The sequence below is a fragment of the Pseudomonas sp. VS40 genome, assembly GCF_018587885.1.
Lineage (GTDB): Bacteria > Pseudomonadota > Gammaproteobacteria > Pseudomonadales > Pseudomonadaceae > Aquipseudomonas > Aquipseudomonas pergaminensis.
The window spans coordinates 30,231-55,405 of record NZ_JAGYWD010000015.1 but is presented as its reverse complement, the minus strand read 5'-3'; the positions used below and the strand labels follow the sequence as shown (position 1 = coordinate 55,405).

General features: G+C 60.3%; 21 protein-coding genes, 1 tRNA gene and 1 pseudogene. 8 read left to right on the top strand and 15 right to left on the bottom strand.

From position 1 onward, the window contains the following. Window positions 1–75 precede the first annotated feature (75 nt). The 5 genes from KHP07_RS28640 (at window position 76) to KHP07_RS28620 (ending at window position 4,281) form a co-directional block, all read left to right on the top strand. Entirely contained in the window at window positions 76–849 is a 774-nt protein-coding gene (locus tag KHP07_RS28640; RefSeq protein WP_214498468.1) for an ABC transporter ATP-binding protein, read from the top strand. Window positions 850–862: 13 nt separating this feature from the next. Beyond that, window positions 863–1,615 (top strand): ABC transporter substrate-binding protein, encoded by a 753-nt coding sequence (locus KHP07_RS28635; RefSeq protein ID WP_003187758.1) that lies wholly within the window; start codon window positions 863–865, stop codon window positions 1,613–1,615. 74 nt (window positions 1,616–1,689) lie between these two features. Then, the gene (locus KHP07_RS28630; protein ID WP_078046443.1) at window positions 1,690–2,385 is read left to right on the top strand and encodes an ABC transporter permease; all 696 of its coding nucleotides are present in this window, start codon (window positions 1,690–1,692) and stop codon (window positions 2,383–2,385) included. A 38-nt stretch (window positions 2,386–2,423) separates the two neighbouring features. Next, window positions 2,424–3,113, top strand: a complete 690-nt coding sequence (locus KHP07_RS28625; RefSeq protein WP_078050854.1) for an ABC transporter permease — start codon at window positions 2,424–2,426, stop codon at window positions 3,111–3,113. Continuing rightward, window positions 3,094–4,281, top strand: a complete 1,188-nt coding sequence (locus tag KHP07_RS28620; RefSeq protein ID WP_214498467.1) for a methyltransferase — start codon at window positions 3,094–3,096, stop codon at window positions 4,279–4,281. The genes KHP07_RS28625 and KHP07_RS28620 overlap by 20 nt, the downstream gene beginning before the upstream one ends. A gap of 241 nt (window positions 4,282–4,522) precedes the next feature. On the opposite strand, the gene bcsQ (KHP07_RS28615) is transcribed toward KHP07_RS28620, so the two are convergent. The 10 genes from bcsQ (KHP07_RS28615) to bcsQ (KHP07_RS28570) all read right to left on the bottom strand — a co-directional run bounded on the left by bcsQ (KHP07_RS28615) (window position 4,523) and on the right by bcsQ (KHP07_RS28570) (window position 20,136). Beyond that, a complete protein-coding gene (bcsQ, locus tag KHP07_RS28615) occupies window positions 4,523–5,458 on the bottom strand; it encodes a cellulose biosynthesis protein BcsQ (RefSeq protein WP_214498466.1) in 936 nt (311 codons plus the stop codon). A gap of 176 nt (window positions 5,459–5,634) precedes the next feature. Continuing rightward, the gene (locus KHP07_RS28610; RefSeq protein WP_214498465.1) at window positions 5,635–6,759 is read right to left on the bottom strand and encodes an alginate O-acetyltransferase AlgX-related protein; all 1,125 of its coding nucleotides are present in this window, start codon (window positions 6,757–6,759) and stop codon (window positions 5,635–5,637) included. 12 nt (window positions 6,760–6,771) lie between these two features. Beyond that, window positions 6,772–8,187 carry an MBOAT family O-acyltransferase gene (locus tag KHP07_RS28605; protein ID WP_214498464.1) on the bottom strand — a complete coding sequence of 472 codons (1,416 nt, stop codon included), beginning with the start codon at window positions 8,185–8,187 and terminating at the stop codon, window positions 6,772–6,774. A gap of 16 nt (window positions 8,188–8,203) precedes the next feature. Beyond that, entirely contained in the window at window positions 8,204–8,869 is a 666-nt protein-coding gene (locus tag KHP07_RS28600; RefSeq protein WP_078046438.1) for an alginate O-acetyltransferase AlgF, read from the bottom strand. Then, window positions 8,869–9,531 (bottom strand): SGNH/GDSL hydrolase family protein, encoded by a 663-nt coding sequence (locus KHP07_RS28595; RefSeq protein ID WP_078046437.1) that lies wholly within the window; start codon window positions 9,529–9,531, stop codon window positions 8,869–8,871. Before KHP07_RS28595 ends, KHP07_RS28600 begins: the two co-directional genes overlap by 1 nt. 16 nt (window positions 9,532–9,547) lie before the next feature. Beyond that, complete coding sequence (locus tag KHP07_RS28590; RefSeq protein WP_214498463.1) at window positions 9,548–13,438, bottom strand: cellulose biosynthesis protein BcsC; 3,891 nt, start codon at window positions 13,436–13,438, stop codon at window positions 9,548–9,550. Beyond that, window positions 13,420–14,616 (bottom strand): cellulose synthase complex periplasmic endoglucanase BcsZ, encoded by a 1,197-nt coding sequence (gene bcsZ / locus KHP07_RS28585; RefSeq protein WP_214498462.1) that lies wholly within the window; start codon window positions 14,614–14,616, stop codon window positions 13,420–13,422. The genes KHP07_RS28590 and bcsZ overlap by 19 nt, the downstream gene beginning before the upstream one ends. Next, window positions 14,613–16,847, bottom strand: coding sequence for a cellulose biosynthesis cyclic di-GMP-binding regulatory protein BcsB (gene bcsB / locus KHP07_RS28580; RefSeq protein ID WP_078046434.1), 2,235 nt, complete (start codon window positions 16,845–16,847; stop codon window positions 14,613–14,615). Before bcsB ends, bcsZ begins: the two co-directional genes overlap by 4 nt. Continuing rightward, window positions 16,844–19,063, bottom strand: coding sequence for a UDP-forming cellulose synthase catalytic subunit (gene bcsA, locus KHP07_RS28575; protein ID WP_214498461.1), 2,220 nt, complete (start codon window positions 19,061–19,063; stop codon window positions 16,844–16,846). Before bcsA ends, bcsB begins: the two co-directional genes overlap by 4 nt. Next, the gene (gene bcsQ, locus KHP07_RS28570) at window positions 19,060–20,136 is read right to left on the bottom strand and encodes a cellulose biosynthesis protein BcsQ (protein WP_256581627.1); all 1,077 of its coding nucleotides are present in this window, start codon (window positions 20,134–20,136) and stop codon (window positions 19,060–19,062) included. The genes bcsA and bcsQ (KHP07_RS28570) overlap by 4 nt, the downstream gene beginning before the upstream one ends. Before the next feature lie 589 nt (window positions 20,137–20,725). Between bcsQ (KHP07_RS28570) and KHP07_RS28565 the strand changes: the two genes are divergently transcribed. Then, window positions 20,726–20,950 (top strand): DUF2790 domain-containing protein, encoded by a 225-nt coding sequence (locus KHP07_RS28565; RefSeq protein ID WP_100491712.1) that lies wholly within the window; start codon window positions 20,726–20,728, stop codon window positions 20,948–20,950. 54 nt (window positions 20,951–21,004) lie between these two features. Here the strand turns inward: KHP07_RS28565 and KHP07_RS28560 are convergent, their stop codons facing one another. Further along, window positions 21,005–21,412, bottom strand: a complete 408-nt coding sequence (locus tag KHP07_RS28560) for a hypothetical protein (protein ID WP_099491358.1) — start codon at window positions 21,410–21,412, stop codon at window positions 21,005–21,007. Between the two features lie 183 nt (window positions 21,413–21,595). On the opposite strand from KHP07_RS28560, the gene KHP07_RS28555 reads away from it, so the two are divergent. Continuing rightward, window positions 21,596–21,671: transfer RNA gene (locus KHP07_RS28555), tRNA-Thr, on the top strand. 131 nt (window positions 21,672–21,802) lie between these two features. Here the strand turns inward: KHP07_RS28555 and KHP07_RS28550 are convergent. Together KHP07_RS28550 and KHP07_RS28545 are read right to left on the bottom strand one after the other, a co-directional pair. Beyond that, window positions 21,803–22,672, bottom strand: coding sequence for an AraC family transcriptional regulator (locus KHP07_RS28550; RefSeq protein WP_122456247.1), 870 nt, complete (start codon window positions 22,670–22,672; stop codon window positions 21,803–21,805). A gap of 581 nt (window positions 22,673–23,253) precedes the next feature. Beyond that, window positions 23,254–23,577 carry a hypothetical protein gene (locus KHP07_RS28545; RefSeq protein ID WP_214498460.1) on the bottom strand — a complete coding sequence of 108 codons (324 nt, stop codon included), beginning with the start codon at window positions 23,575–23,577 and terminating at the stop codon, window positions 23,254–23,256. 193 nt (window positions 23,578–23,770) lie between these two features. Here KHP07_RS28545 and KHP07_RS28540 point away from each other — a divergent pair, with 193 nt between their 5' ends. Next, on the top strand, window positions 23,771–23,989 hold the full coding sequence (locus KHP07_RS28540) for a DUF3077 domain-containing protein (protein ID WP_502937546.1): 219 nt from the start codon (window positions 23,771–23,773) through the stop codon (window positions 23,987–23,989). Between the two features lie 135 nt (window positions 23,990–24,124). Here the strand turns inward: KHP07_RS28540 and KHP07_RS28535 are convergent, their stop codons facing one another. Together KHP07_RS28535 and KHP07_RS28530 are read right to left on the bottom strand one after the other, a co-directional pair. Then, a complete protein-coding gene (locus tag KHP07_RS28535) occupies window positions 24,125–24,418 on the bottom strand; it encodes a hypothetical protein (RefSeq protein ID WP_214498459.1) in 294 nt (97 codons plus the stop codon). Window positions 24,419–24,629: 211 nt separating this feature from the next. Then, window positions 24,630–25,162 (bottom strand): annotated as a pseudogene (locus KHP07_RS28530) (phage portal protein); the annotation flags it as partial. Window positions 25,163–25,175: the final 13 nt, after the last annotated feature.

The window sequence follows — 25,175 nt, the reverse complement described above, 5'->3', positions numbered from 1 at the left end:
GCTATGCTAGCTTGGCGCCTCGCCAGGAAGGCGGCCCAACAGCGACGATCGCAACGAACACAATGAGGACCCCACATGGCCGAGGCCGCGCCCGCGCTTGAAATCCGCAACTTGCATAAACGCTATGGTGAGCTTGAGGTACTCAAAGGTATCTCGCTGACCGCTCGCGACGGCGATGTGATCTCGATCCTGGGTTCCTCCGGTTCCGGCAAGTCCACCTTCCTGCGCTGCATCAACCTGCTGGAAAACCCGCACCAGGGCCAGATCCTGGTGGCCGGCGAAGAACTCAAGCTCAAGGCTGCGAAAAATGGCGAGCTGATGGCCGCCGACGGCAAGCAGATCAACCGCCTGCGCAGCGAAATCGGTTTTGTGTTTCAAAACTTTAACCTGTGGCCGCACATGAGCATCCTCGACAACATCATCGAGGCTCCTTGCCGTGTGCTCGGCCAGAGCAAGGCCGAGGCCATCGAAGTCGCCGAAGCCCTGCTGGACAAGGTCGGCATCGCCGACAAGCGCCACGCCTACCCCGCGCAATTGTCCGGCGGCCAGCAACAACGGGCGGCCATCGCGCGCACCCTGGCGATGCAGCCTAAAGTCATCCTGTTCGACGAGCCGACTTCGGCCCTTGACCCGGAAATGGTTCAGGAAGTACTTAATGTGATCCGCGCGCTGGCCGAAGAAGGCCGCACCATGCTGCTGGTCACCCATGAAATGGGCTTCGCCCGTCAGGTGTCCAGTGAGGTGGTGTTCCTGCACCAGGGCCTGGTCGAAGAGCAAGGATCGCCACAGCAGGTGTTTGAAAACCCGCTTTCGGCGCGCTGCAAACAATTCATGTCCAGCAACCGCTAACGGAGCAACATGCATGCAGAACTATAAAAAATTCCTTCTGGCCGCGGCCGTCTCGATGGCGTTCAGCGCCACGGCCATGGCAGAAACCTTGAAAATGGGGATCGAAGCGGCTTACCCGCCGTTCAACAATAAAGACGCCAGCGGCAATGTCGTGGGCTTCGACAAAGACATCGGCGACGCCCTGTGCGCCAAGATGAAGGTCGAAAAGTGCGAAGTGTATGTGTCCGACTGGGACGGCATCATCCCGGCTCTGAACGCCAAGAAGTTCGACTTCCTGGTGTCCTCGCTGTCGATCACCGACGAGCGCAAGCAGGCCGTCGACTTCACTGACCCGTACTACTCCAACAAGCTGCAATTCATCGCGCCTAAAGCCACCGCCGACTTCAAGACCGACGCCGCTTACCTCAAAGGCAAAGTCATCGGTGCACAACGCGCGACGTTGGCCGGTACTTACCTGGAAGACAAGCTGCCGGATACCGAAGCCAAGCTGTACGACACCCAGGAAAACGCCTACCTCGACCTGACGTCCGGTCGCTTGGACGGCATCCTCGCCGACAAGTACGTGCAGTACGAATGGCTCAAGAGCAAAGACGGTTCCGCCTACGAGTTCAAGGGCGATCCGGTTGTAGAGAGCGACAAGATCGGTATCGCCGTACGCAAGGGCGACCCACTGCGCGAGCGCCTGAACAAAGCCCTGGCAGAGATCAAGGCAGACGGCACCTACAAGAAGATCAACGACAAGTACTTCCCTTTCAGCATCGAATGATCTGAACGGTATGCCCGGCGCGCTCAGTTGAGCGCGTCGGCTTTTTGCAATGCCTGCCGCGATATGAAAACACCATGAATTTCGATCTCTACGGATTCGGCCCGGCGCTTGCCGCTGGCGCGCTGATGACCGTCAAACTGGCGCTCACGGCCCTGTGCCTGGGGCTGGTGCTCGGCCTGGCCGGTGCCCTGGCCAAGACTTCGCCGTACAAGCCGCTGCAATGGCTAGGCGGTGCCTATTCGACCATTGTGCGTGGCATCCCCGAATTGCTGTGGGTGCTGCTGATTTATTTCGGCACGGTCAACCTGATGCGTGCCCTCGGTGAGTTCTTCGGCGACCCCGACCTTTCCCTCAGCGCCTTTGCCGCCGGGGTGATCGCCCTGGGCCTGTGCTTTGGCGCCTACGCGACCGAAGTGTTCCGTGGCGCGATCCTCGCCATTCCCAAGGGCCACCGTGAAGCGGGTGTAGCCTTGGGGCTGTCGAAGTTCCGGATCTTCACCCGGCTGATCATGCCGCAGATGTGGCGCATCGCCCTGCCGGGCCTGGGCAACCTGTTCATGATCCTGATGAAAGACACCGCGCTGGTATCGGTGATCGGCCTGGAAGAAATCATGCGCCATGCGCAGATCGGCGTGACCGTCACCAAGCAGCCTTTCACCTTCTTCATGGTCGCCGCCTTCATGTACCTGGGCCTGACCGTACTGGCCATGACCGGCATGCACTTCCTGGAAAAACGCGCCGCCCGCGGCTTTGCGAGGAGCACCCAATGAGCGGCGACTACAGCTGGCTGGCGCATTTCGATCTGGGCCTGAACTGGGCCGTGATCATCAAGTGGCTACCCAAATTGGCGCAGGGCGCCACTCTGACCCTGGAGCTGGTAGCCATTGCAGTGATCGCCGGCCTGCTGCTGGCAATCCCGCTGGGTATCGCCCGCTCTTCACGGCGCTGGTATATCAGCGCTGTGCCTTATGCCTACATTTTCTTCTTTCGTGGCACGCCCCTGCTGGTGCAGTTGTTCCTGGTCTATTACGGCCTGGCGCAGTTCGACTCGGTGCGCGGGAGTTTCATGTGGCCCTACTTGCGCGATCCGTTCTGGTGCGCCACTGCCACCATGACGCTGCACACCGCCGCCTACATCGCCGAGATCCTGCGCGGCGCGATCCAGGCCATTCCGCCGGGCGAGATTGAGGCGGCGCGCGCACTGGGCATGTCCAAGCCCAAGACGCTGTTCTACATCATCCTGCCGCGCGCCTCGCGCATCGGCCTGCCGGCGTACAGCAACGAAGTGATCCTGATGCTCAAGGCCAGCGCCCTGGCCAGTACCGTCACCCTGCTGGAATTGACCGGCATGGCGCGGACCATCATTGCCCGTACCTATTTGCCGGTGGAGATCTTCTTCGCCGCCGGCCTGTTCTACCTGTTAATGGCGTACCTGCTGGTACGCGGCTTCAAACTGCTGGAACGCTGGCTACGCGTCGATGCCTGCCAAGGACGTTGAAGCACGCTTCCAGGCGCTGGATGCGTTTCTGATCGAGCACCAAGGGCTGTGGAAACCACAGCCCTTTACTCATCTGCACTTGCCTTGGGAAACCCAGCACCCCGCACTCGCCCACTGGCTGCGCCAACGCTCGTTGGACGATGCCGAAGCCAGTCACAACCATCCCCACGACCTGCCGGCACCGGCACCTTTTCCGCAGCTCGCTGCGCAGGCTCGTCAGCTCAGTGCTGTGGATAAGTTACCGACGGATCCGCTGCCTACCGCTCGCCATCGCCTGAACGTCGATGTGCCGGGTCGCAAATGGGAACAGATAGAAGCCTTTGGCGCTGCGCTGCAGTTTGCGCAGACGCCCACGCATTGGCTGGACTGGTGCGCGGGCAAGGGCCACCTGGGTCGCCGCCTGCTACAAGACGATCAGGCCCTGACGTGCCTGGAGTATGACCCGGCGTTGATCGCTGCAGGCCAGACCTTGAGCGACCACCACCGTTTGGCCGTTACCCATCGCCTGCAAGACGTCATGACGGACGTTGAGATTGGCCCTGAACACACGCCCGTCGCCCTGCACGCCTGCGGCGACCTGCATGTGCGCCTGCTGCGACTGGCCAGTGCGGCCGGCTGCAAACAACTGGCCCTGGCGCCCTGCTGCTACAACCGCATCCATGCCGACATCTACCACCCACTGTCCCACGCAGGCCGTGCCTCACACCTGCAACTGTCGCTGGATGACCTCGGCCTGCCGCTGAGCGAAACCGTCACCGCCGGCAAACGCGTGCGCTGGCAGCGGGACATGTCCATGGCGCGGCGCCTGGGTTTCGATCAGCTGCAACGTGAACTGCGCGGTCTGGACGAGTACCTGCCAACACCCTCCCTGCCGGCCGGTTGGCTCGACAAACCCTTTGCGGACTACTGCCGGGAGCTGGCAAGCCTCAAAGGCTTATCCACAGGTGAACAGGATTGGGCGGCCCTGGAAGCACACGGCTGGCATCGCCTGGCCGAGGTCAGGAACCTGGAATTGCTGCGTGGTCTGTTTCGGCGCCCGCTGGAGGTATGGCTGGTGCTGGATCGGGCGCTATTTCTTGGCGAAAACGGCTACAAGGTCGACGTAGGCACCTTCTGCGAACCCGCATTGACGCCGCGCAACCTGATGGTGCTTGCCGAGCGCGATTAAGGGGCAAAATTGTCGCCGTGCAGCCTGTGGATAACTCTGTTGATGGATTCTTTACGGAGCCTGTAGCCATCTACGCTACAGGGCAAAAGCCAGGCTGGTCATTTTTTGTTCACAAAATAAAACGCACGTAAAACAGGCAGTTGCGGTGTGATGAGAACGCCTCCACAAAAGGGCTGTTTGATGACACCGACATCCAACCGATTGTGCATAAGCATCTGGCGTTAACCGTATAAAGCGCGATTTATAGGTGTTTTTTGCGTGCGATCAACAGGCGGCAAAGCTCATTGATATCGTCCCCGGCCAAGGTCAATTCCTGGCTGTCCAAGGGGTCGGCGCCAAACGCCAATGCCTCGCTGATCGCCATGTCGCGGTGCACTTCCAGTGGTTCTTTAGCGCCCAGGCGCTGCTTGAACGCCTCGACCATATCCAGGCTGAAGGCATTGTCTTCATCCAGTTGGTTGAGCACAAAATGAACGTGGGGTGGATGCTCGCGCTCAAGGTGCGGCGCCAGCAGCCCGTCGAGCTGGTCCAGGGTGCCCAGGGAGGCGGCATCGGCCTGGGCGATCACCAACACCACATCGGCCACGCTCAAGGCTTGATGGAAATAGACGTTGTTACCGGCAGGGGTGTCGATGATCACGGTATGACGGGCGCTCAGGTCCAAGGCGGCCAGGCGTTGCGCCAGCCAGTCCGGCTCATGCTTGAGCCAGCGTTGCAGGTCATCCTGCTGGCGCAGGTCGGTGTCGCCAAAGGTAATCACGCGACTGCCGACAAAGCCGGGTTGTTGGAGCGTGTCCCAATGCGCATTGCGCAGGCTGGTCGGGCCGATACCCGGCGAACTCGGGCTGACTCCGAAGTGCATCCGCAGGGCGTTCTGTGGGTCCAGGTCGATGGCGACCACCGACTCGCCCAGGCGCTGCAGGCCGCTGCTCAACGCCGTGGCCAGGGTACTGCGCCCCACTCCACCATTAACCGACACCAACGCCACCACACACGGACGCCGCAACGCCTTATCCACCGGCTGGGACTGCGCACTTGCACTGGGTGTTTGCGGGGGGAACGGGGTGCCGTCATCCACAGGGATGCTGCCAAAAAAATGCAAGCGCGCATTCAATCCCTGGACGTCACGGCTGACATCCTTGCCAAGCAGCACGAGAAGGCCATCGGTAAAGCTCATAGCGAATTCCTCATCACGGCGAAGCTCAAAGACGTGAGAAGGTCAGCTGATACGACTGCTTACCGCAGGTCTTTTTGTGGTCGCCCTAGTGCAGGCAGTCTGCTTCAAGCGCATAAAAGTGTCATTATTTTGATGATGTGGTTGTCTATTTTTTAGACAAACGGCAGATCGTCAAATTACTGACCAATGCTGATCGAATCGTAGGGCGTTTGCAGATCTCGCTCTGGAATTTCCCAAATCAGTAATTTTGGTGGTGTTTGCTTGAAGGCCGGACTTTCAAAGTAAGCCTTGGCCGCGCCCGAGAATTCCCCCCCGTCTTTGCTGAAATTACCCACAGGCGCATTCAGGGCCTTTTGCAGGAAACCGACGAAATTGGAATTACGCGAGAACGAGGTGCCGATCAGCGCCACATTGGGCAGGCCCGCGTCGCCAAACAGGTCGTCGGCATTGCTGGTGGCGCCTGCGGTTTCATGGGCCGTGCTGGCCGCGACCGACTCGACGGGCGGCTGCAGCTTGGGCGGCAACCAATCGAGACCGGCCAGCCGCACCAGGTCACCTGGGCGCACGGCGAGCGGCGCCTGGGTGATGTCGAAGCTTTGCTCGGGCGTGGCCTTGATACCGCGTTGCTGGATACGCTGCGCCAGGGCCTGGGCACCGGCGTTAGCGCCGGTTTCGCTCCAGTGGGTGTCCGTGCGCAGATAGGCTTCGGCGCCCAAGGGCTTGAGTGTATCCGTGAGGTCCAGAGCGGAAACACCAGCCGCTTGCAACGCGGCGGTCCAATCGCGGATTCGACTATCGAGCACGGCTGGGCGGTACAGGCCACAGCGCTGGGCGGCGGCGATGCGGCTCTTGTCCGGCACCACCACCACTTGCAGGTCGATGCCTTTGTGACTCAGTTGTTTTTGCAGGTCAATCACCGCCTGGGCCTTGGTCTGGGCACTGCCCTCGGCATGGCGGTTGATGCGCAGCTCATCGCTGATAAACAGCCAGCCGGGGCAACCCGGACGCACGCGTGGCCCTGTGTCGCCGAACACCAGCCAGCTGCCGCCGCGCTCCAGGTTGGCGGCCTGGATCGCCATCGGCGCCTTGGCCAGTTCCTTGGCAAAACGGTGGGTCAGGTCGCCATGGAGCAACATGTCGCTGTCGACCTTGGCCGGCACATAACTGATCGGCCCCTTCACCATCAGCCAAGCGCAGGACAACAGCCCCGCCGCCAAAAAGGGCACCAGCACCCAGGCCGCCAGGGGGCTGGTGCGAACGGCCAAGTCGCTCGGTGGAGTCGGCGCGGTAGGAGCAGGCATGGTCGGGCGTCCTTAGAACTGAAAGTACAGAAACGGCACGGCGTCGCGGCTGGCAATCAACGCAAACGACAACACAAACCCCGCCACCGGCCACAGTGAAGCCGCCACGACAAACCACGGCTGGGTGCCGAAACGCTGTTCGCAACGCACCTGCCAGATCGGCGCAATGATGCACACCAGGCCCAACAAGGCCGCCATGCCGTGGGCCGGGCGCATGGCCACGGCAATCGCGTCACCCAGGCCCATGCCATGCATACCGAACTGGCCGGCGTACAGGGTCAGCGCCGAGTGGAAGTCCGGCGCGCGGAACAGGGTCCAGGCCAGGCACACAAACAGCAAGGTGAGGATGTGCGACAGCACCGGCGGAATGCTCGGCAAGCTCGAACGCGACCACGCACGGTCGACGCACAACGCCACGCCGTGAGCCGAACCCCACAGCAGGTAGTTCCAACTGTCGCCGCCGTGCCACAGGCCGGCGATCGCCATGGTCAGGAACAGGTTGCGATAGGTGCGCCACACGCCATCGCGGTTACCACCCAGGGCGATGTACAGGTAGTCGCGCAACCAGCTGGACAACGACAAATGCCAGCGCCGCCAGAAGTCCTGGATGCTGCTGGCCAGATAGGGCCGGTTGAAGTTTTCCGGGAAGTGGAAGCCCAGCATCAGGCCCAGGCCGATGGCCATGGCGCTGTAGCCGGCGAAGTCGAAGAACAGTTGCAGCGAATACGCCAGGCAACCGATCCAGGCGTCCACCAAGCTTGGGTTCTCCAGGTGAAAGGCAATGTCCACCAGCGGCGACAGGGTGTCGGCCACCAGCACTTTCATGCCCATGCCGATCATGAAGCGCCGCGCGCCCAGGGAAAAATTCGTCCAGTTGAAATAACGCTGGTTCAGCTCGCGGCGAACCCAGTCGTAACGGATGATCGGACCGGCAATCGAGTGCCCGAACATCGAGATATAGGTGGCGTAGTTGATGAAGCTGCGCTCCACCGGCACCGTGTGCCGGTGCACATCCACCAGGTAGGAAATCGCCTGCAGCACGATGAACGACAAGCCGGCCGGCAAGGCCACGCGCTGCCAATCCAGCGGCATCGCACCGTACCAAGTGATCACCTCGCTCACAGTGCCAGCGACGATGTTGGCGTACTTGTACCAACACAGCACCGCCGTGTTGAACACGATCAACGCGATCAACAGGCGCACCCGGCCTTTGCCGTCCTCACGGGAGCGGTCCACCAGCAAGCCGCCGACCCATGCCACCACGGTCAACACCATGTGCAGGAACAGGAACAACGGGCTCAACCAGCCGTAGAACAACCAGCTGCCGATCAACAGGATGACGTTGCGCCAGCTCGGACGAGCCAGGGCGTAGATCAACAGGAAGGCCGGCAGGAACAGCGTGAGGAATTCGAGTGAGGCAAAGACCATGGTGGTTCGGGCCCGATCAGTTAGCGAGCGAATCAGGCGCGAACAACAACCGTGAGCCCGTGGCGGATGGCAGCGCCAACACGCTGTAGCGTTCGCCGGCCTTGAGGCTGAACGTCAGCGGCTGGCCAACCGGCGCCCCCGCGCACTTGAGCTGCACCGACAGTTCCACCGGGTTGATCATGCGGCGCTGCACCGAACCTTCAACAACCTTTTTGAACAGCTCGGCCTTCTGTGCCACAGCTTCCAGGCTGGCGTCGGCGCACGCGGCGTCGGCGTTGATGAACGCCAGGGAGGCTTTCAGTGCATTGAAATCATCCGGTTGCTCATGGATCACCACTTGGCGAATGCCGCCTTTGGCATCCGACACCGCGACCACCGTGGCAAACTCGCCCGGGGCCACGGTGACGGTCAGGTCAGCCGTCTTGTCGCCCTGGCTCAACACACCCTTGATAGGAGCACTGCCGCCCGATACCGGCAGGTAGTCGGAAACCAGCTTGTCGCCCGCCAATACCAGGCTGGCCTTGGAACCGTCGGCGACCAGTTTCAATTCGCTGGCGGTGCCATTGGCAAACCGCAGGAACGCCGAGTCTTTTTCCGGCCCGGTGGGGTACAGCGGAATGTCGGCGCTGTAGGCGCTGACACTGGCGAGCAAGGTCGCCAGGCCCAGAGTGATGCGCTTCATCACTTGGCTCCTTTCACGGCATCCGCCGGCAATGCCGACAGCGCGCCGCCGATGGCCTTGGCCCACTTCTGGTAGCCGTCGATGGTGAAATGCTGGCCGTCAGTGGTGATCCACTCGCCCGGTTTGGAGAAGGTCAGCGAGTCGATGTAAGTGCATGGCGCCACATTGGTTGCCAGGAACGACGACATCAACTTGGTGCGCGCGTCATCCTTCTTGTACATGCTGCCGACCTTGCCCCAGGCCGGGCCTACCCATACGCATTTGGTGCCGGTTTCGCTGACAGCCTTGGTCAGTGAGGTCACACTCTTCCACGCCCAGACTTTTGGGAACTGCGGGTCCGGGTAGGAGGCCATGGTGTCGCCGATGATGATCACCACGAGGTCCGGCTTGTCCTTGGCGATCAGGTCCTTGACCGGCGTGGTGCTCATGGCGTTTTTGCCGAACACCTGAGGTTTGCCACCCGGCAACTGCTCGGCACCACAATCGACTTTCTTTGGCACGACCCAGTCGGCTGCACCGGCGCCGCAGGCACCGATGGTGTGCACCTTGGCGCCTTGGGCGGTGAGGTTGGCTTGCAGCGGGTCCAGCAAATGGTCCGGGAAGCTCAAGTGGCTTTCACCGAGTACCAGCAGGGTCAGGCCGGCAATTGCAGAAACAGGCATGGATGACTCCTATCAATCAATTCGAATAAGGGGAACGGTAAGGGCTGACCGGCAAGGGCATAGGCCCGCTCAGGTCTTCAAACAGGTAGCGCAGGTAGGCGTTGCCGACGTACTGGCGATAATCCTGGGCGTTGTCGACGCCGACTTCGCCACCCAGGTAGAAGCGTGAGGTAAGACGGTATTCGGCGGCTGCGTTGAGGCTGTAGCCGATGCCGGTCTTGCTGCTGCTTTTGTATTTCGGGTTTTCAAACGCTTCCTGCAGGTCTTTTTCCGTCGGGAAATAATCGGCGCCATCTTGCGCGATATGCTGCACGCCCACCGAGCTTTTCAACTCGTAGCTGAAGCGATCGAAACTCTGCGCCCAACGCACTGGAACAGCCAGGGAGAAGAAGCGCTGCGGGCTGAAGTAGCCGCCATTGCCGTAGGTGTAGTTACCCTGGTTGTCCTTGAAACCCATGGCCATGCCGCTGATGCCCAGTGTGAGGGTGTCGGTTGGGGTATTGCGCAGGTACCAGTAGACGCCACTGCCCAGTTCCATGCGCGTATTGTCTTCGACGTGATTGCCGAGCAATTGATGTAACGACGCATACCCGTAGGCACCCATTTCCTGATTGTCGTAGCTCAGTTCTGCACGCCCGCCGTTGGCAGTGACACCGCCCCACTTCTTCTCGATGACCTCGCCATCGGCGGTAGTGATCCGTGCTTTCGAACCAGCAAACGAGGTCACGCTGTCAGTGACCGGCCGCCGCGAAACATTCACGCCATAACGCAGGTTGCCACCTTCGGTGAACGGTCGATTCACACTCACGCCACCGACCACGGTGTTGTAGGTGAAGCCCACCGGGCTGACGCCGATGTCGGCCTTGACGCCTTGCGCCGGGTCTTCGACCGCGACCGCCAGGCCGACACCGTTTTCTCTCTTGGCGCCATCCTCACCTGCACCAGCGCCAAAGCGCGCCGCAGAGATGGCCTTGACCGTCCCGGAACTCAAACTCACCGGCGTCGCACGCAACGCCACGTTGTAGTCACCCACCGGCATACGCGCCTCGAAGGGTGTTTCCACATCGGTGATTTTGCTCAAGCCACTTTCACCGTTGTTTCTGCGCACGCTCAAGCCTTGCACCAGGTACGGGCTACGATCACGCAGCAGACCGTCGAGGGCACGGCGCGCCGGGCTCAGGGTCGGGTTGTCCAACGCGGCGATGCGCGTAGGCGGCACGAACGGGTCGCTCAGTTTGTTCGAAGGGGCAAAGCCGGCAGCGGTTACCGTATTTCCAGGCGTCGTTACCGGCGCGGGCATGACGTTGGCCGGCGCGTCGATCGGCGGAGGCACCGCGCCACGGTCAACGGCCAGGTCGGTGATCTGGCGGCGCTGACCCGGCAGGCCAACAAATGGGTTGTACGCCACGCCTTGCGCGTCCGCCAGGGCCGAACGCGCCTGGGTCCGCTGGGTGTTTTCAATCGCCAGGGCGCGACGCAACAACTCCGCTGCTTCGGCATTGCGGCCCAGGCCCTGGTAGATCTGCCCCGCCGTCGTCAGCGTCTCGGCACTGGTCGGGTCGAGCCGCAGCGCCTTGTCGGTGGCCGACTCGGCCAGGCTACGGTTACCGCCCTTCAAGGCGATACCGGCCAGGCCCAGTTGCAGGCGCGCGTTATTGGGGTTCTGCTGCACGAGCGGTTCGTAAAGCGCCATGGCTTTCTTGCCGTCGCCGCCGTCGGCATACATACGCGCCAGTACGGCAATGGCCGAGGTGTCATGGGGCCGCTGCACCAGTGCCGGCGAGAGCATGTCGTAGGCTGCCACCAGGTCGTTCTTCTCGCGCAACGCATCGGCTTGCTTGACCCGATACTGGAAGATCAGGTCTTCGTAGCGTTGACGCCCGGCATCACTCAGCGGCTGGCCCTGCATGCCGCGCAGGATGTCGCCGGCCTCGGTGTAGTGGTTGGCCTTGAGCAGTACACCCGCGTAGAGCAGCCTCTGGTCGGCAGTCGGATCAGGCGTGCTGTCCAGCACACCTTGCATAATCTGCAAGCCCTCTTCCGGCGCGCCAACGTCCACGTAGGCAGATGCCAACACCGCCAGACGCTCGGGCTTTTTACCTGCCAGCGTCGCGCTGCGTCCCAGCAAGGCCAGGGCTTCCGGGCGCTGGCCACGGCGAGCGCTTTCGATCGCGATTTCGGTCTGCTTGTGCAGAGCGATGTCACTCGCCAACTCATTCATATCAGCGGTGCGCTGGCCGGCAGGAATGCGCGACAGTGTTGCATCGGCGGCTTTCCACTCGTCCAGTTCAACCGACAGCAAGGTACTGGTGTACAGCGCGTCCGGTTGGTTGGGCTGGCTTTTGAGCAGGCCGTCAAGCAAGGCGCGGGCATTGCGAATCTGCCCGTCGCGCAAGTAAACCCGTGCCAGGGCGAAACGCGTCCAAGGGTTTTCCGGGTCGGCGTCGAGCGCCTGTTGGTACGCGGCTTGCGCGGCCTTCAAGTCGCCACGCTGATCGGCGACCTTGCCCAACTGGGTCGCTCGCAGGGCCTTGATTTTCACGTTGGAGGACAGCTTGGCGCGGTCCGCTGCGGACACCGAGTCGATCAGCTTCAAGGCTTCTTCCGGACGACCGGACTGCGACAGTACGCCGATCAGGCCATTCAACGCGTCCGCATCGCCTGGGTTGCGCGCCAGCACTTTGCGGTAGCTGGCTTCGGAGGCGTCGAGTTGATTGTCCTGGGCCTGGAAACCAGCGAGGGCCACGGTGGCATCCGCCCGGCTCGGGTTCAGGCGCTCGGCCTGCGCGGCGAGGTCGCGGGCCTGGCTGCTGCGGCCGGCATTCTGCGCGTCCCTGGCCTGTTTGAGCAGGCTCCAGTAACGCACGTCATTCAGGGCTTTTTGCCAGGCCGCACCGCCAGGCAAGCGGGTGGCCTGGGCCAGGTAATTTTCCGCTTCGCTGAAGCGCTGCTGCTGTTGGCGCAACACGCCCATACCGCCGAGGGCATCGACATCGTTTGATTTTTCCGCCAGGCGCGCCGCCAGCAATGGCTCGGCGGTTTTCAGGTCACCCGCGTCGAGGGCCTTGAATGCCTTGACCAGCTTCGGATCACGCTGCCAGCCACCGTCCCCTTTGCCCTGGGCGATGCCCTTGTTCATCAGCTCACGGATCTCGCTGTCGTCCGGGTGCTTGGCAAGGAATTCCTGGAACAACGGCACTTGGTCACGGTTGGGCGCGCCGAGCCAGACCAACGCAAAGCGCCAGCCTTCGTCAGCGGCGCCGCCGACTTCGTTGTTGGGCGCCAGGCGTGCCATGGCGCGGATCCCTTCGACACGGGTGCCGGGGTTGCGCGCCAGGTGCCGAGCCAGGAACAACGCGGCAATCGCGTCATCCGGCCGCTCACGCGTCACTCGTTGCAAGCCGGCGATACCTTCGGCAGTGCCCTTGGGGGTGAAGGCCAGGGCGTTGTAATACTCACGGGCGATCAAGCCTTGAGGCTGGCGATCCTGGAAAATCTGGCGGTACAGCGCGACAGCCTGTTCGCGCTCTTCCACCGGTTCGCCCAGCTCACGGGCCTGCTCCAGCAACGTGGCATTGGCGGGTACGTTGACCAGGATGTCCTGCTCAAGCTGCAACGCCTGGCGTGGTAGCGGCGAAATCGCGCGCAGGCGGGCCAGGTACTTTTGCGCCTCATCCGGCTGCTGCTTTTGCACCTGGATCAGACCCAGGCCGTACAGCGCGTCCGGCTGCTCAGGGCTCAGGCCCAGCAGCTTCTGCCAGGACTCGGTGGCCCGTTCCGGGTTTTTCTTCGACTGCCAGTAGTAACCCTGTTCGATCAGCAAGGCTTGGGGGTCAGTGGTCGCGGCGAGGCTGGCGCTGGACACCAGGGCAGCCACTATCGCGAGGGCTAGCGTGTGACGGCGCATGCGCCCTCCCAGAATAATTTGACCGTACCGTCCTGTTCGAAGCGGTACTTTTGATCGGTAAAGCCTTGGCTGAACAGGCTGAGCATGTAGTCGTAATACACCGGCTGCGCGCTATCGGGCGCCGACGGGGCCATGGCTTTGCCCAGCACGTCGTCCAGCTTGTTTTTCTGCAGTTGCATCAGGGCCGTTTCGCCACGCGCCTGGAAGAACACCAGGGCCGAGGCCGAGAAGCCCAGCGGCGAAAAGCCGTTGTTGTTTTCGGCAGCACCGCTGAGCACGTGGATCTTCTCCGGCGGAAAGCCACTGGGAGACGCCGCCGTCGCACGGGAAAAGCCAGCCAACGCCTTGAGCATCGGCGCCGCCAGCGGATCAGCCTTGGCGGTCATGCCGGCCCACAGGTAAGTGCGGATGGCGTCGTAGCTGCCGAGGTCATCGGAATACGGGTCGACCACAAACACGCCGGTATTCGCGCCGGTAGCGCGGTAGCCGACCCAGTTGGCGGCGATACCGTGGGGGTTGCTCTTGGGGTCGGCGAGCATCTTGGCATTGCTCTCGGCCACGTCGTTCCAGCCACCGTCGGGACGTTCCTTGTGGAAGCGTCGCAACTGCGCCAGCACTTGGTAGCTGGGGTTGAAACGCCACAACCCGTCTGGGTAGCTGTAACCTACCGGCCCCGGCAACAGCATCTTGCCCAGGCCCGGTACGCGCACGATCAACGTCTTTTCGACATTGGCCAACACCCGCTGCGCATCGGCGCGGTACTGCGGCACATTCCACACCCGCGCCGCTTCCAGCAGCGCGTAGGCCACCCACAGGTCAGCGTCGCTGGCAGAGTTGGCGTCGATCACGCCCCACTCGCCAGTCTTCTTCTTGCCCCACAGCCAGCCTGGCAGGTTGCGGGTGATGTCGTTGCCGGCCATGTTGGCCTTGGTCCAGGTCCAGAGCTTGTCAAAACGCGCACGGTCGTTGCCCACCAGGGCAAAGAACATCGCATAGGACTGGCCTTCGGAATTGCTTTCGCTGGGGTTCAGCGACGAGTTCAACACCCGCCCGTCATCCTGCACAAAGCGCGTCGCGTAGTTCTGCCACAACGGCCACTGCGCGTCGCACGTCTGCGCCTGGGCCGCGCCGGCGAAGAGCGCGAGGCCCAACGCCACCCAACCGGCTTTACGCATCATGCCAACCGCCGTTTTGCACGTGCCCGCAGGGACAGGTAGACCAGGGAGCTCACGATCGCCAGGCCCAGGAAGGTGAACAGCAGCATCCAGCCCAGGTTCTGCGACAGGCGCCATTGCACCTGCTTGAAAAGCCCCAGCTTGCCAACGTAATACTGCTGGTCGGCCACCAGTGAACTGACCTGCGTACCTTGCACCACCGCGAGGCTGCCCTGGATGGTGTCCTTGAACTGGTCACCGCCGATCAATACGGCCGTCGCGGCCTGCAGGCCTTCGGGCTTGGTGCTGGAAATCAACACCACACTGCGACCCGCCTTGAGCGGCGACTCGAAGCCGGCAAACCAGGTGCTGGTGCTCAAGCTGTTGAGACTGATCGCGGCGTTGGCGGCGTGCTTGTTGGCCTCGTCGTCAGGGCTGACCCAGTTGCTCACGTAGCGCGGCAGGTCGGACAATTTGAAGTGCTGCTGCGCCCCGTCAATGTTGGCCGGCAAGTACTGCTGCCACTGCTTGAACAACGGCTGGTCAGCACCGGTGGCAATCACCAGCAAGTCTTTGTCGGCCACGCTTTGCACGTCCTTGGCCTGCACCACCTTGACCGCAGTGGCCGGGTAGCCGGTGGACTCGCCAAAGCGACCGAGGATGGTGAGGTAGGCGCTCAGCTCTTCTGTGCCGAAGGTGTCCGGCAAGACCACGGCCGACTCGGAGAGGTCCGCCAGGCGCGTGAACGGGAAGCCGGCATCGTTGAACACACCCAGGTTAGGCATGGCGATGAAGTGCTGGTACCCGCTGATGTCCAGGCTCGAATCCGGGTCGATGGTGCCGCGCATGTTATCGACGATGATGTCGCGGCATTCGCCTTCTTTTATGTAGTCGTACATGAAGCGCAGTTGCAGCTTGGACATCGGTGACGCCGAGCTGATCGGCAGCAGCACAGTGGCTTCGCGCGGCAGCGTGTTGTCTGTCTGCAGCATGCTCAGCAAAGTCTTGCCGTCCGCCAGGCTGGTGATCGACGGCAACGGCATGGACTTCATGAACAGGTCATCCATACCCACCAGCAACGACGAGTTTGTCGACACCTGCTGCGGTGTGTAGCGGTATTTGAGGTGCAGCGGCACGCCTTCTTCACGCCAGTTGAACAAGTCGGGCGGCAGGCGGAAGTCGACGTTGATGGCGCCCGGGTTGTAGCCCGCGACGCTGAGCTTTTTCAGCTCGACCAGTTCACCGAGGCGTACCGGGCGATCACTCGGCACCCAGTTCGGCGCGTCGTAGGGGCGACGCGGCGCCAGGCTTTCGAGCTTGTCGATCACCACGCTGCTGCCAGCCAGCACCGGGTTGCCCAGCGCCACGGCGGTGGCGGCACGCTTGAGCTCGGCACCGTCGCGGCCCGACACGATCAGCAGTTTGCCCTGCGGATCGTTGGGGTTGGCGATGAGGTTCAGGGTCGGCCCGGTGGCCTGTGCAACCTGGACACCGTTGACGTCGACCGCACTCGGGCTCAGCACCAGCACAATGGCATTGCCCTTGGCCGGGATCGAGCCGTAGGTGGTGGGGAACGTCGCGCCACGGTAGCTGGCCAGCGCGCCGAACCACGACGACAAGGTGGCCGCCGCTTCCAGCGTGGCGTTGTCCGGGGCGGTGGCAAACACGAATGGCAGACTGAGCTGGCGCGCATCGCGCTTGTCGAAAAACGGCAGCGGCAACACCGACAGGTCGTTCTTCAACTGGATCTGCGACACCTGCAGTTTCAGCTCGCTGCTGTTGCTGATTTTTGCCCACAGGCTGCTATGCAACGGGTCTTCGCAGGACATGCTGTAGTGACCGATGAACTGCACGCGCAGGCGGTTGAATTCGGTGATCAGGTGCGGCGGGATCTGCACCAGCGTCTGTTGCGCAGTGCCCGCGCCCTCTTTGGTCAGCGGGATACTGGCCGCCACTTCATCGTTGACCAGCACGTTGATCTGCGACAGGTCAGCCAGCAACGCCGGCGAGTAGCTGTAGTTGAGCAGCACTTGCGCGCCGGTTACCACCTGGTCGGCGCGGATGTCGAAGTTGACGCTGTCGGACGACTCCACACCCTGCAGGTTCATGGTGTCGCGACGGCCCAACTGCTTGAGCGTCAGGCTGTAAGCGCTTTCGGCAGCCTGTACCAGCGAGCTCAGGCCCAGCAGCGAGGCAATCATCAACGTGAGTGCCGCGCGCATACGCGTGCGCGCAAAAAACAAAGTGGAAGTCATGGCTTGTCCATCAACGTGTCGAGCGGTTGTGAGGGGGTGCGTCGCAGGGCCATTCGCAATTCATGCAGGGTGGCGCGGCACAGGGTGAACAAGCCGCCAATGCCAATGCCACCGACTTCACGCAGGGCCGCCAGCGGCGTGTCGGGCTGGCCGGCGCCCCAACTGGCGGCCCAGGTGTCGGCACGGGAAAACGTCAGGCGTACCAGCTCGCTTTGCTCGCGCAGCGACAGCGATTCAAATTGCGCCCCGATCTGCGAACCTTTACTGAACGCGACCCGCGCCTGGAACAGACTGTCCTGGCCATTTCGCGACAGCACCAATTGCACCCGTTCGCCCTGGCCGATGGAGTGTCCATCATTGAGGATCAGGCCAAAGCCGTTCTGGGAGAAGTCCTGGGTGATACCGGCGAGTAACCGGCCATCGGCGCAGATTACGCTGACCGGCAGTTTCGCACTCACGCGCGGCTCGGAACGCACCTGGCGTGTCTCGGACGCCACGGCCACGGCGGCGCTGGTGATGATCAGGTTATAGAGGGTCCAGGTCAGGTTGATCACCACGGTCACGGCGGTGGACTCATCGCCCCAGATCAACTGGTGCACGCCGAAACCGATACCGACCAGGTTCACCAGCAACAGCACCAGGTACGGGCGCGCCAGCTTCCAGTCGAAGAATTGCTTGTCGATGATGCCGCCCTTGTCGGTGACGTTGAAGCCACCAGCCTTGGGATTGACCAGCGCCACCAGCACCGGCGGCAGGATGTACCAGGCGAGTACGGTCTCGTACACCTCGTTCCAGAACGAGTGGCGAAAACGCCCCTGGATCCGCGAGTTGGTCAGACTGGAATGCACCAAGTGCGGCAGCACGTAGGCGACGATCATCAATGCCGACGCGTGGAAAATCTCGGCGCCGAACACCAGGTAGGCCAGCGGCGCGGTGAGGAACACCAAGCGCGGCAAACCATAGAAAAAGTGAAGCATGGCGTTGGCGTAGCAAATGCGCTGGCCCCACTTGAGGCCTTTGCCCAGCAGCGGGTTGTCGGTGCGGAAAATCTGCGCCATGCCCCGTGCCCAGCGAATCCGCTGGTTGATGTGGCGCGACAGGCTTTCGGTGGCTAGGCCCGCAGCTTGCGGGATCGCCAGGTAAGCGGTGTTGTAGCCCAGGCGGTTGAGCTTGAGCGCGGTGTGGGCGTCTTCAGTCACGGTTTCGACGGCTACGCCGCCGATTTCCAGCAGCGGCTCACGGCGAATCACTGCGCAGGAGCCGCAGAAGAAGGTGGCGTTCCACAGGTCGTTGCCGTCCTGCACCAGGCCGTAGAACAGCTCGCCTTCGTTGGGGACGGCACGGAAGGTGTCGAGGTTCTTTTCGAACGGGTCCGGCGAGAAGAAAAAGTGCGGCGTTTGCAACATCGCCAGCTTCGGATCCTTGAGGAACCAGCCCAGGCTCACTTGCAGGAAGGAGCGCGTTGGCACGTGGTCGGCGTCGAACAGGGCGATGTATTCGCCATCGGTGACCTTCAACGCTTCGTTGAGGTTACCGGCCTTGGCGTGGAAGTTGTTGTCGCGGCGGATGTAGTTCACACCGATCTTGCGGCAGAAGTCGCGGAAGTCATCGCGGCGGCCGTCGTCCAGCACGTGGACGCGCAGCTTGTCCTTGGGCCAGTCCATCGCCTGGGCGGCGAAGATGGTCAGCTTAACGATGCTCAGGGCTTCGTTATAGGTGGGGATGAACACATCGACCGTTGGCCATTCTTCTGGCTCGGTCTTCAACCACACCGGCGTGCGGCGCAGCGGCCAGGCGGTCTGCACGTAGCCGAAGATCAGCACGATCATGGCGTAGAACTCGGCCGCGACCAGGCCGTAGCCGAAGAACATGTCGACCCAAGTTTCAAAGCCGAGGGTGGAGGTGAGGCGCCAGAACATGTAGCGCAACGACGCCACCAGCGACAACACCACCAGCGCGAGAATCGCCAGGCGCCCCGGAATCTTGCGCAGCACCAGCACCGCCACGAAGCACACCGCGGCAAACAGGCATTGAGTCACGAGGTCCAGTGGCGCGCAGATAATCGCCAGCAACAGCAAGCCACCGAGCACGCAACTGCCCACCACCAGCAACATGCGCAGCACTGCAGGCCAGCGATTGAAGCGCGCGATGGCGCCGTTCAGGCGCCGTTCTACGCGCCCCTCGACGAAGGGCGTGGAGGACGTATTGTCGTTCATGGAAGGTCCGAGTCGAGGCGTTCAAGCAACGCGCGGCACAGGGCGAGGACGTCCTGGCAGCCGATACTGTTGACGGTAGGGTCGAGGGGGTCACGCCCATAGGCTTGGGCTTCGCTGAACGAAAGGTCACGATGCACCGTGCCCAGCAAGGCACTGCCCAGGCGCGTCTTGAACACCTCGGCCATGTCCAGGCTGAAGCGGTGGGCAGCGTCCAACTGGTTGATCACGTAGAAGCGTTGTGGCGGTTTTTCACGCTCAAGGTACGGCGCGAGCATCGCGTCCATCTGCGCCAGGGCGCCGAACGAAGCCACGTCCGGCTGCACCACGACCAACACGGCGTCGGCAACCGACATCGCCTGGCTCAAATACGGCGTGTTGCCGGCCGGGACATCGATGACCACCGTGTCCTGGCCGTTCAATTGAAGCCCGCCCAAGCGCTTGCCCAGCCACTCGGCATCCTGGCCCAACCAGCGATTCAAACTCTTTTGCTGCTCATGGTCGGTGCTGCCGAACGCTACCAGCCGGCAACCGGCAAAGCCGCGCTCGGGCAGGTTGCCCCAGCCTTCATTCAGCAGGCTTGTGGCACCGATGCCGGGAATATCAAGGCCCAGGCACAGGTGATGACGTAATGCGTTTTGCGGGTCTAGGTCCAGGGCCAGCGCCGGGCGGCCCTGGCGCTGCAAGCCACTGGCAAGCGCCGCAGTGAGGGTGCTGCGACCGACGCCGCCTTTGATCGAGACCACCACCACGACTTTCGGCGTGGTCGGCTCCGAGTACACCTCACCTTGAGGCCCCTCTACCACTTCGGGCGGGTGCAGGTGGTCGGCTTCACCGTGGTTCAGTTCTTCCAGCAAGCGTAACAACGGCGCCGACGGGGCTTCGTCAATGACAGTGGCAACCACAGGCCGGGTAGGCGTTTGAACGAGCACAGGCAAGTCGATAGCAACGGCAGGCGTTTCCAGGACCTCTATTGCGTCCTCGATGTACTCGTGGACGAAGTCGATCTCCCGGTAGCCGCTGGGGCTGACGCCCAGCTTGTTGAATAGTCTTGAAATGTCATCTGCTCGACTCACGTTCTGCCCCTCCCCCACCCTGATCTGCGCTTTAAAGGCGATAAAAAGGCCAGCGCTGTGCTGACCTTGAACTTTTCTAGTTATGTGAAGTCGCGCGCATTTTGTGATACCACATTAGTGGTGTCAGTATTTTGATACTCAAAGCCCAAAGCAATCCGACGAACGGCATGACGCCATTTTCATGACGTTTATTCGAGAAAAAAACCATTCCCTGTAAGAACATAGACATGCGTTATTTTTTCACGAAAAACATTGTCTGGTTGGGCAGAAACGACACAAATCTGACACGTGTTCCAACAAAAATTCGATCGCAGCGCAGTCACTCAAAAATTTGACTACAACGATTCGCAATAAATATGACGGTTTATATCGCGCGACAGAATACGTAAACCGTATCTGCTTTCAAGGTGATTACCGCTGAGCGGTCGATTCAAAATTCCCCGCAAAGCCACGGCCCGTGTATCGCTGTGTATGCAGTCACCGCCTCGCTACACAACGAAGCAAAACCCGCGCCGCACGACACAGAACGGATACCTCCAGGGTGCTCAATTAGCCCACACCCACTTGTTGAACCCGGAGGATACTCACCATGAACTGGAACACCTTGATCGCCGTCAGCCTGCTGGCACTTGCCGTTAATGCCCATGCCGACGCGCAGCCCAAGCCGGATATCCAGCGTGTGCTGGCCACCGTCGAAGACACAGGAAATTCATGCGGGATCGTCAACGCGCGGATGACCTACCTGGATTCCCATGGGCAAAAACAGGTACTGGACTACAAGAAGTTTGCGGACAACTGCGCGGAAGGCAGTTGAGGATTGCGCCAACCGGGCGCCCGAGCGCCCGGTTTTGGAACGGCGTTTGACGGATTAGCGCACGCGTCGCTCGGTGAACGCGTAATCATCCTGGCAATCGCTGGTCGGGTCCGATGCCACGCTCACGTAATGCACCGTGTCTGCATCCAGCAGCTTATAGGTGTACACATCCGGCGAACGCACGCCGTCGGTGCGCAATTCATTCTTGCCATTGGCCGCCGACCACGAACCCTGCTCGGTCTGAATCACCTGGGTCTGCTGCGCATCGCGGTAGAAGGTGATCACAAAGCGACCGTCGGGCTTGAGGTTATTGGTCCACGATAGGAACTGGCACTTACCGGTCTCGGTGCGCAGGCCCTTCCATGTGCCCACCAGCGCGGGATCGTTGGCTGGCTTATTGGAGGAACACGCGCCGAGTGCGACGGTGAGAAGGATGAGGGACAGAGAGAGAGTCCGTTTCACGTGGGGCTTCCTTTGGTTTGGATAAAATTTCGCAGGGGTAGGCCATTCAGCGACCAGGGAAGAATCCTACACTTGCTAGCCGAAAAAAGGGGCGAGCGTGAAAAAAGCGCGGGTTCTGCAAAAATAGTCAGAATTCAGGGGTTTACAGAACCTTGCCAATCGCTATAATCGTCGCCCTAACACGCCGGTATAGCTCAGTTGGTAGAGCAACTGACTTGTAATCAGTAGGTCCCGGGTTCGACTCCTGGTGCCGGCACCATACAAAACAAAGCCCTCGTAGAAATACGAGGGCTTTGTTGTTTCTGGGGTTTGGAAACTCCCCCTAGAACCTGTCACATTGCTGCGCGGACACTCGTCAACGTCCGTCAGGGTCGAAAGCTGCTTGCTCCGCTATTGCAGCGGAACATACACATCAGTTTGCCATTGATCCTGCGGTGTCTCGGGATAGGCGCTCAGGTAATGAAAGAACAACGGCTGGTCACGGAGTTCCTCTCCACTGGCCGGAAGCCAATCGCGGTAAATCGGATAGATCGTTTCGCCGATGTGATCCGGTGACCCCGCGTGTCGCACCACGACGCAGCGACCGCCAGGAATGACGATCTCGTGCACACCGAACTCATTCGACGCCACGGCCTCGTGAATCTCGCCGCAGATTGCGAAGCGGAATTCTTGTGGAGGTGTCGTATCGGGGTTGCCATAGGGAATGCCAAAGGTGCGACTCGATGCCACCGGCGACTGTCCGCTCTGCATACGCCACTCGATGAACTTGCATACGCTCTCATTGACGAGCCCGGCGGGTCCGCAGTGCTCAAGCGTTGCTACCCTGACTTCAGGGAATTCCACGATTCGTACTTGCATGATGATAGTCCTGGAAAAGTGAGGGATTGCGAATACCGTACTCCAGACCTGCCAGTTCGGTTCCTTCCCGAACGCACTCGGCGTCATACCGAACGCCCGCCTGAACGCCCTGCAAAATGCCTCGGGACTTTCAAAGCCGGCACCGAGTGCGGCGTCCAGTACCGAGTGATCAGCGAGGGAGGCCAGGCGATGTGCCGCGCGTCGTAGCCGCATCAGTTGCACATAACGCGAGACAGGCACTCCTACGAACGCGGTGAATTGCCGATGGAAGTGAAACGCCGAAAAGTTCGCCACATGGCTCAACGTCTTCACCGACAGGTCACCTTCGAGATTGGCATCAATGTAGGCGAGTACGGCGTTGAAGCGTTTTGTGTAAGCGAAGTTGGTCGGCATGTCAGACACTGGGAAAAGGCTCCGGGAAGTACGGTCGGCAATAGAGTCGACTATAACGGCGTGAACGCGCCTAGCCGCGTTTGCTCAAGGTGCGTTTTGGGTTGGCCAATGTGATCTCTTCCAAGACGATGCAAAGGTCGGGGGCATCCAGGCGTCCACTTCTGACCGTCTGCTGCCTGTCGCCACGGCAGCTTTTGGCGGATTCCTGCCTATTCTCTACGGAGGGGATGATCGACAACGTTCGAAGGATTACCATCCGTATGCGGCTCTGAATTACTTGCAGACCGACAACGTGCTGACATATCAAGAATCCCGAGTTCGATTCCACCGAACGCCATAACTAGCTGATTTATTTATAGTTACTTGTTGGGGTATGCCGAATTTTCCAACGAACTCCAGATGCCCGAAAATCCTAGCCCCGCCGAAACATACCGTTCGTCTGGTGCCGGCACCATATCTAAAAGCCCCGCAATGCGGGGCTTTGTGGTTTCTGGGGTTTGGAAAACTCCGAAAATCCATACTGCATTTTTTGGGAAAACGTCCACAAAGCGTCCACGTTCAAAAAATCACAGTCCGCATTTCCACAAGCTTCACTTCTTTTTGGTTGCCTCATCGGTCAGCTCACGGCCGATTTTCATCGCAGCCGCCAACAGATCTGCTGCCTCGCAGAAACTATCTGGATCTGTAGTCCCTTCGAAAAGGGATCCGCCGATGGTGACATCTAATCTCACGCTGTCAGCCAATTGATAGAAACGGACAATCTGTTTAGCTTCATTCGGCGACAACCCACCGAGCCGAGTCACGTTTGCCTGATACACCCGGTTGTAGTGCTCATGAATGTTGACGGAGTACTTCAAAAACCTGGGCTCAAAGATTTCTGTTACTGAGGCACCCAGCCTGCGCACGGCTGCCACCCATCGCCTGGAAACGATGTGTGGACGTCTCAGTTGGTCATCAGAGGGGTTTCACACCATGCTTGATTACCGTAGCGCCGTCCGTACCAATACCTCCACCTATCGTGTGGGAGGTCAGCAATGAGCACCCCATCCTCAAGCGACAACCATTGGCTTTCAAACCTTCGCAGACTGCGGGGAGAACAAAAGCCATTTGAAGCTGTTTCGTGTAAACGCCGGGGTTCCGCTTTACGAAGCCGTTGAACACGCAGCCCATTTGCTTGACTCCGCTGAAATGCTCGCGCTTGAAGCGGCCATGGACCCGAGGGCAGAGAAATTCATATTTGCCTCGCACTACCTGAGCGAAATGGCCAGGGCGATCCTTAACGACCTGCTCCTGGCGATACAGCCAGGTGGTCAGCATCCGCAGTAACTGAGGTTGGCCGGCCCCCAATACCTGTTATCGAGCCTCTGCTGAAATTCAAAAGGGATGTCCGATGCAAGCATCGGACATTTATTCAACGATCACCACGGCAAACAAACACCAACTATTGAGATCGTTTAACTCTTAATTTAATTCAGATAAATAATCGCGAAATTTCTTTTTTTTATCTTCGTGCTCTATATTTTTGCCAAAAGCGGTCATCACATTCATATTAAAAACTTTATCTACGCCTGAAACCTTTACCGTACACGTTCTGGCCTTAATATCATAACTTTCCAACGTACCAGTCACGTTTGAGTAAACATTATTTTCGACATAATAAACCGTACATTCATTACCCACGCCAACAGCCTTAAACATTTCTTCAACTTTTTCATCGGAAACCGTATCAGTAGTACTTCCTTTAGCAGCGCTCATGGAACACCTCACACAAATGAATAATAACAGCACCTTTCAACGACAGGGTACGTTCACTTAAGTCCCACTGATACTGTGAAATATAACAGTCCGCTATACCTATTCGACATAAATAACCTAATTATCACGTCTTAATTCTTCCATAGTCATGAGTAGTCCTACTGAACAAGCGCGATGTAGCTAACACAAAAAAAACACATAAATTTAACGATCAGTTAGCTTGCAACCACCCAATCCAGCGATCAATCCGCAACCACCCATTCACCTGCAAAAACAATTGCCTGATCGGCCGTATCTCGTTGTTGGTGTACACCCGATCCATCTTCTCAACATCCCCAAATCCCGCCGCGTTCTCCGGCATGCACCCCGCCAGCGCCGGGTTCATCCTCCAGGCCGCGATCACGTCATTGCGGGTGATGTTCTTGATCCGCTCAAACTCATCTTTGGTCGCAATGTCCCCCACCAGAATGATCTGTATCGCCTTATCCCCTCCCCCCGGAATATTCACAAACAGCGACCTGAAATTCCCCACCCCTTTGCTAGCCCCGATCTGGGCTGCATTCGCTCTTCGTCCGCCTCCGACAGGTTGGGGTCATTGGTGTAGAAGATGAAACCCGCGTGCGCGCCGTTGTTGTAGTACCGGCGCCGGAACAGCGTGGCGGACTCATTGAGCAACAGGGCATGCATTCCGCCCAGGTAGTCGGGTACGCCGTAAATGTTCTGCTCTACGTCGTAGTCCAAAACGCCCCCAACTGCC

What these genes read in the sequence shown, in the direction of transcription:
- KHP07_RS28605 (WP_214498464.1), bottom strand. Translation starts at nt 8,187, where the DNA reads ATGGTCTTTGCCTCACTCGAATTCCTCACGCTGTTCCTGCCGGCCTTC.
- bcsA (WP_214498461.1), bottom strand. Translation starts at nt 19,063, where the DNA reads ATGAACGACAATACGTCCTCCACGCCCTTCGTCGAGGGGCGCGTAGAA.
- KHP07_RS28610 (WP_214498465.1), bottom strand. Translation starts at nt 6,759, where the DNA reads ATGCCTGCTCCTACCGCGCCGACTCCACCGAGCGACTTGGCCGTTCGC.
- KHP07_RS28640 (WP_214498468.1), top strand. Translation starts at nt 76, where the DNA reads ATGGCCGAGGCCGCGCCCGCGCTTGAAATCCGCAACTTGCATAAACGC.
- bcsB (WP_078046434.1), bottom strand. Translation starts at nt 16,847, where the DNA reads ATGACTTCCACTTTGTTTTTTGCGCGCACGCGTATGCGCGCGGCACTC.
- KHP07_RS28535 (WP_214498459.1), bottom strand. Translation starts at nt 24,418, where the DNA reads ATGAGCGCTGCTAAAGGAAGTACTACTGATACGGTTTCCGATGAAAAA.
- bcsZ (WP_214498462.1), bottom strand. Translation starts at nt 14,616, where the DNA reads ATGATGCGTAAAGCCGGTTGGGTGGCGTTGGGCCTCGCGCTCTTCGCC.
- KHP07_RS28620 (WP_214498467.1), top strand. Translation starts at nt 3,094, where the DNA reads ATGCCTGCCAAGGACGTTGAAGCACGCTTCCAGGCGCTGGATGCGTTT.
- KHP07_RS28635 (WP_003187758.1), top strand. Translation starts at nt 863, where the DNA reads ATGCAGAACTATAAAAAATTCCTTCTGGCCGCGGCCGTCTCGATGGCG.
- KHP07_RS28590 (WP_214498463.1), bottom strand. Translation starts at nt 13,438, where the DNA reads ATGCGCCGTCACACGCTAGCCCTCGCGATAGTGGCTGCCCTGGTGTCC.
- KHP07_RS28630 (WP_078046443.1), top strand. Translation starts at nt 1,690, where the DNA reads ATGAATTTCGATCTCTACGGATTCGGCCCGGCGCTTGCCGCTGGCGCG.
- KHP07_RS28565 (WP_100491712.1), top strand. Translation starts at nt 20,726, where the DNA reads ATGAACTGGAACACCTTGATCGCCGTCAGCCTGCTGGCACTTGCCGTT.
- bcsQ (WP_214498466.1), bottom strand. Translation starts at nt 5,458, where the DNA reads ATGAGCTTTACCGATGGCCTTCTCGTGCTGCTTGGCAAGGATGTCAGC.
- KHP07_RS28600 (WP_078046438.1), bottom strand. Translation starts at nt 8,869, where the DNA reads ATGAAGCGCATCACTCTGGGCCTGGCGACCTTGCTCGCCAGTGTCAGC.
- KHP07_RS28595 (WP_078046437.1), bottom strand. Translation starts at nt 9,531, where the DNA reads ATGCCTGTTTCTGCAATTGCCGGCCTGACCCTGCTGGTACTCGGTGAA.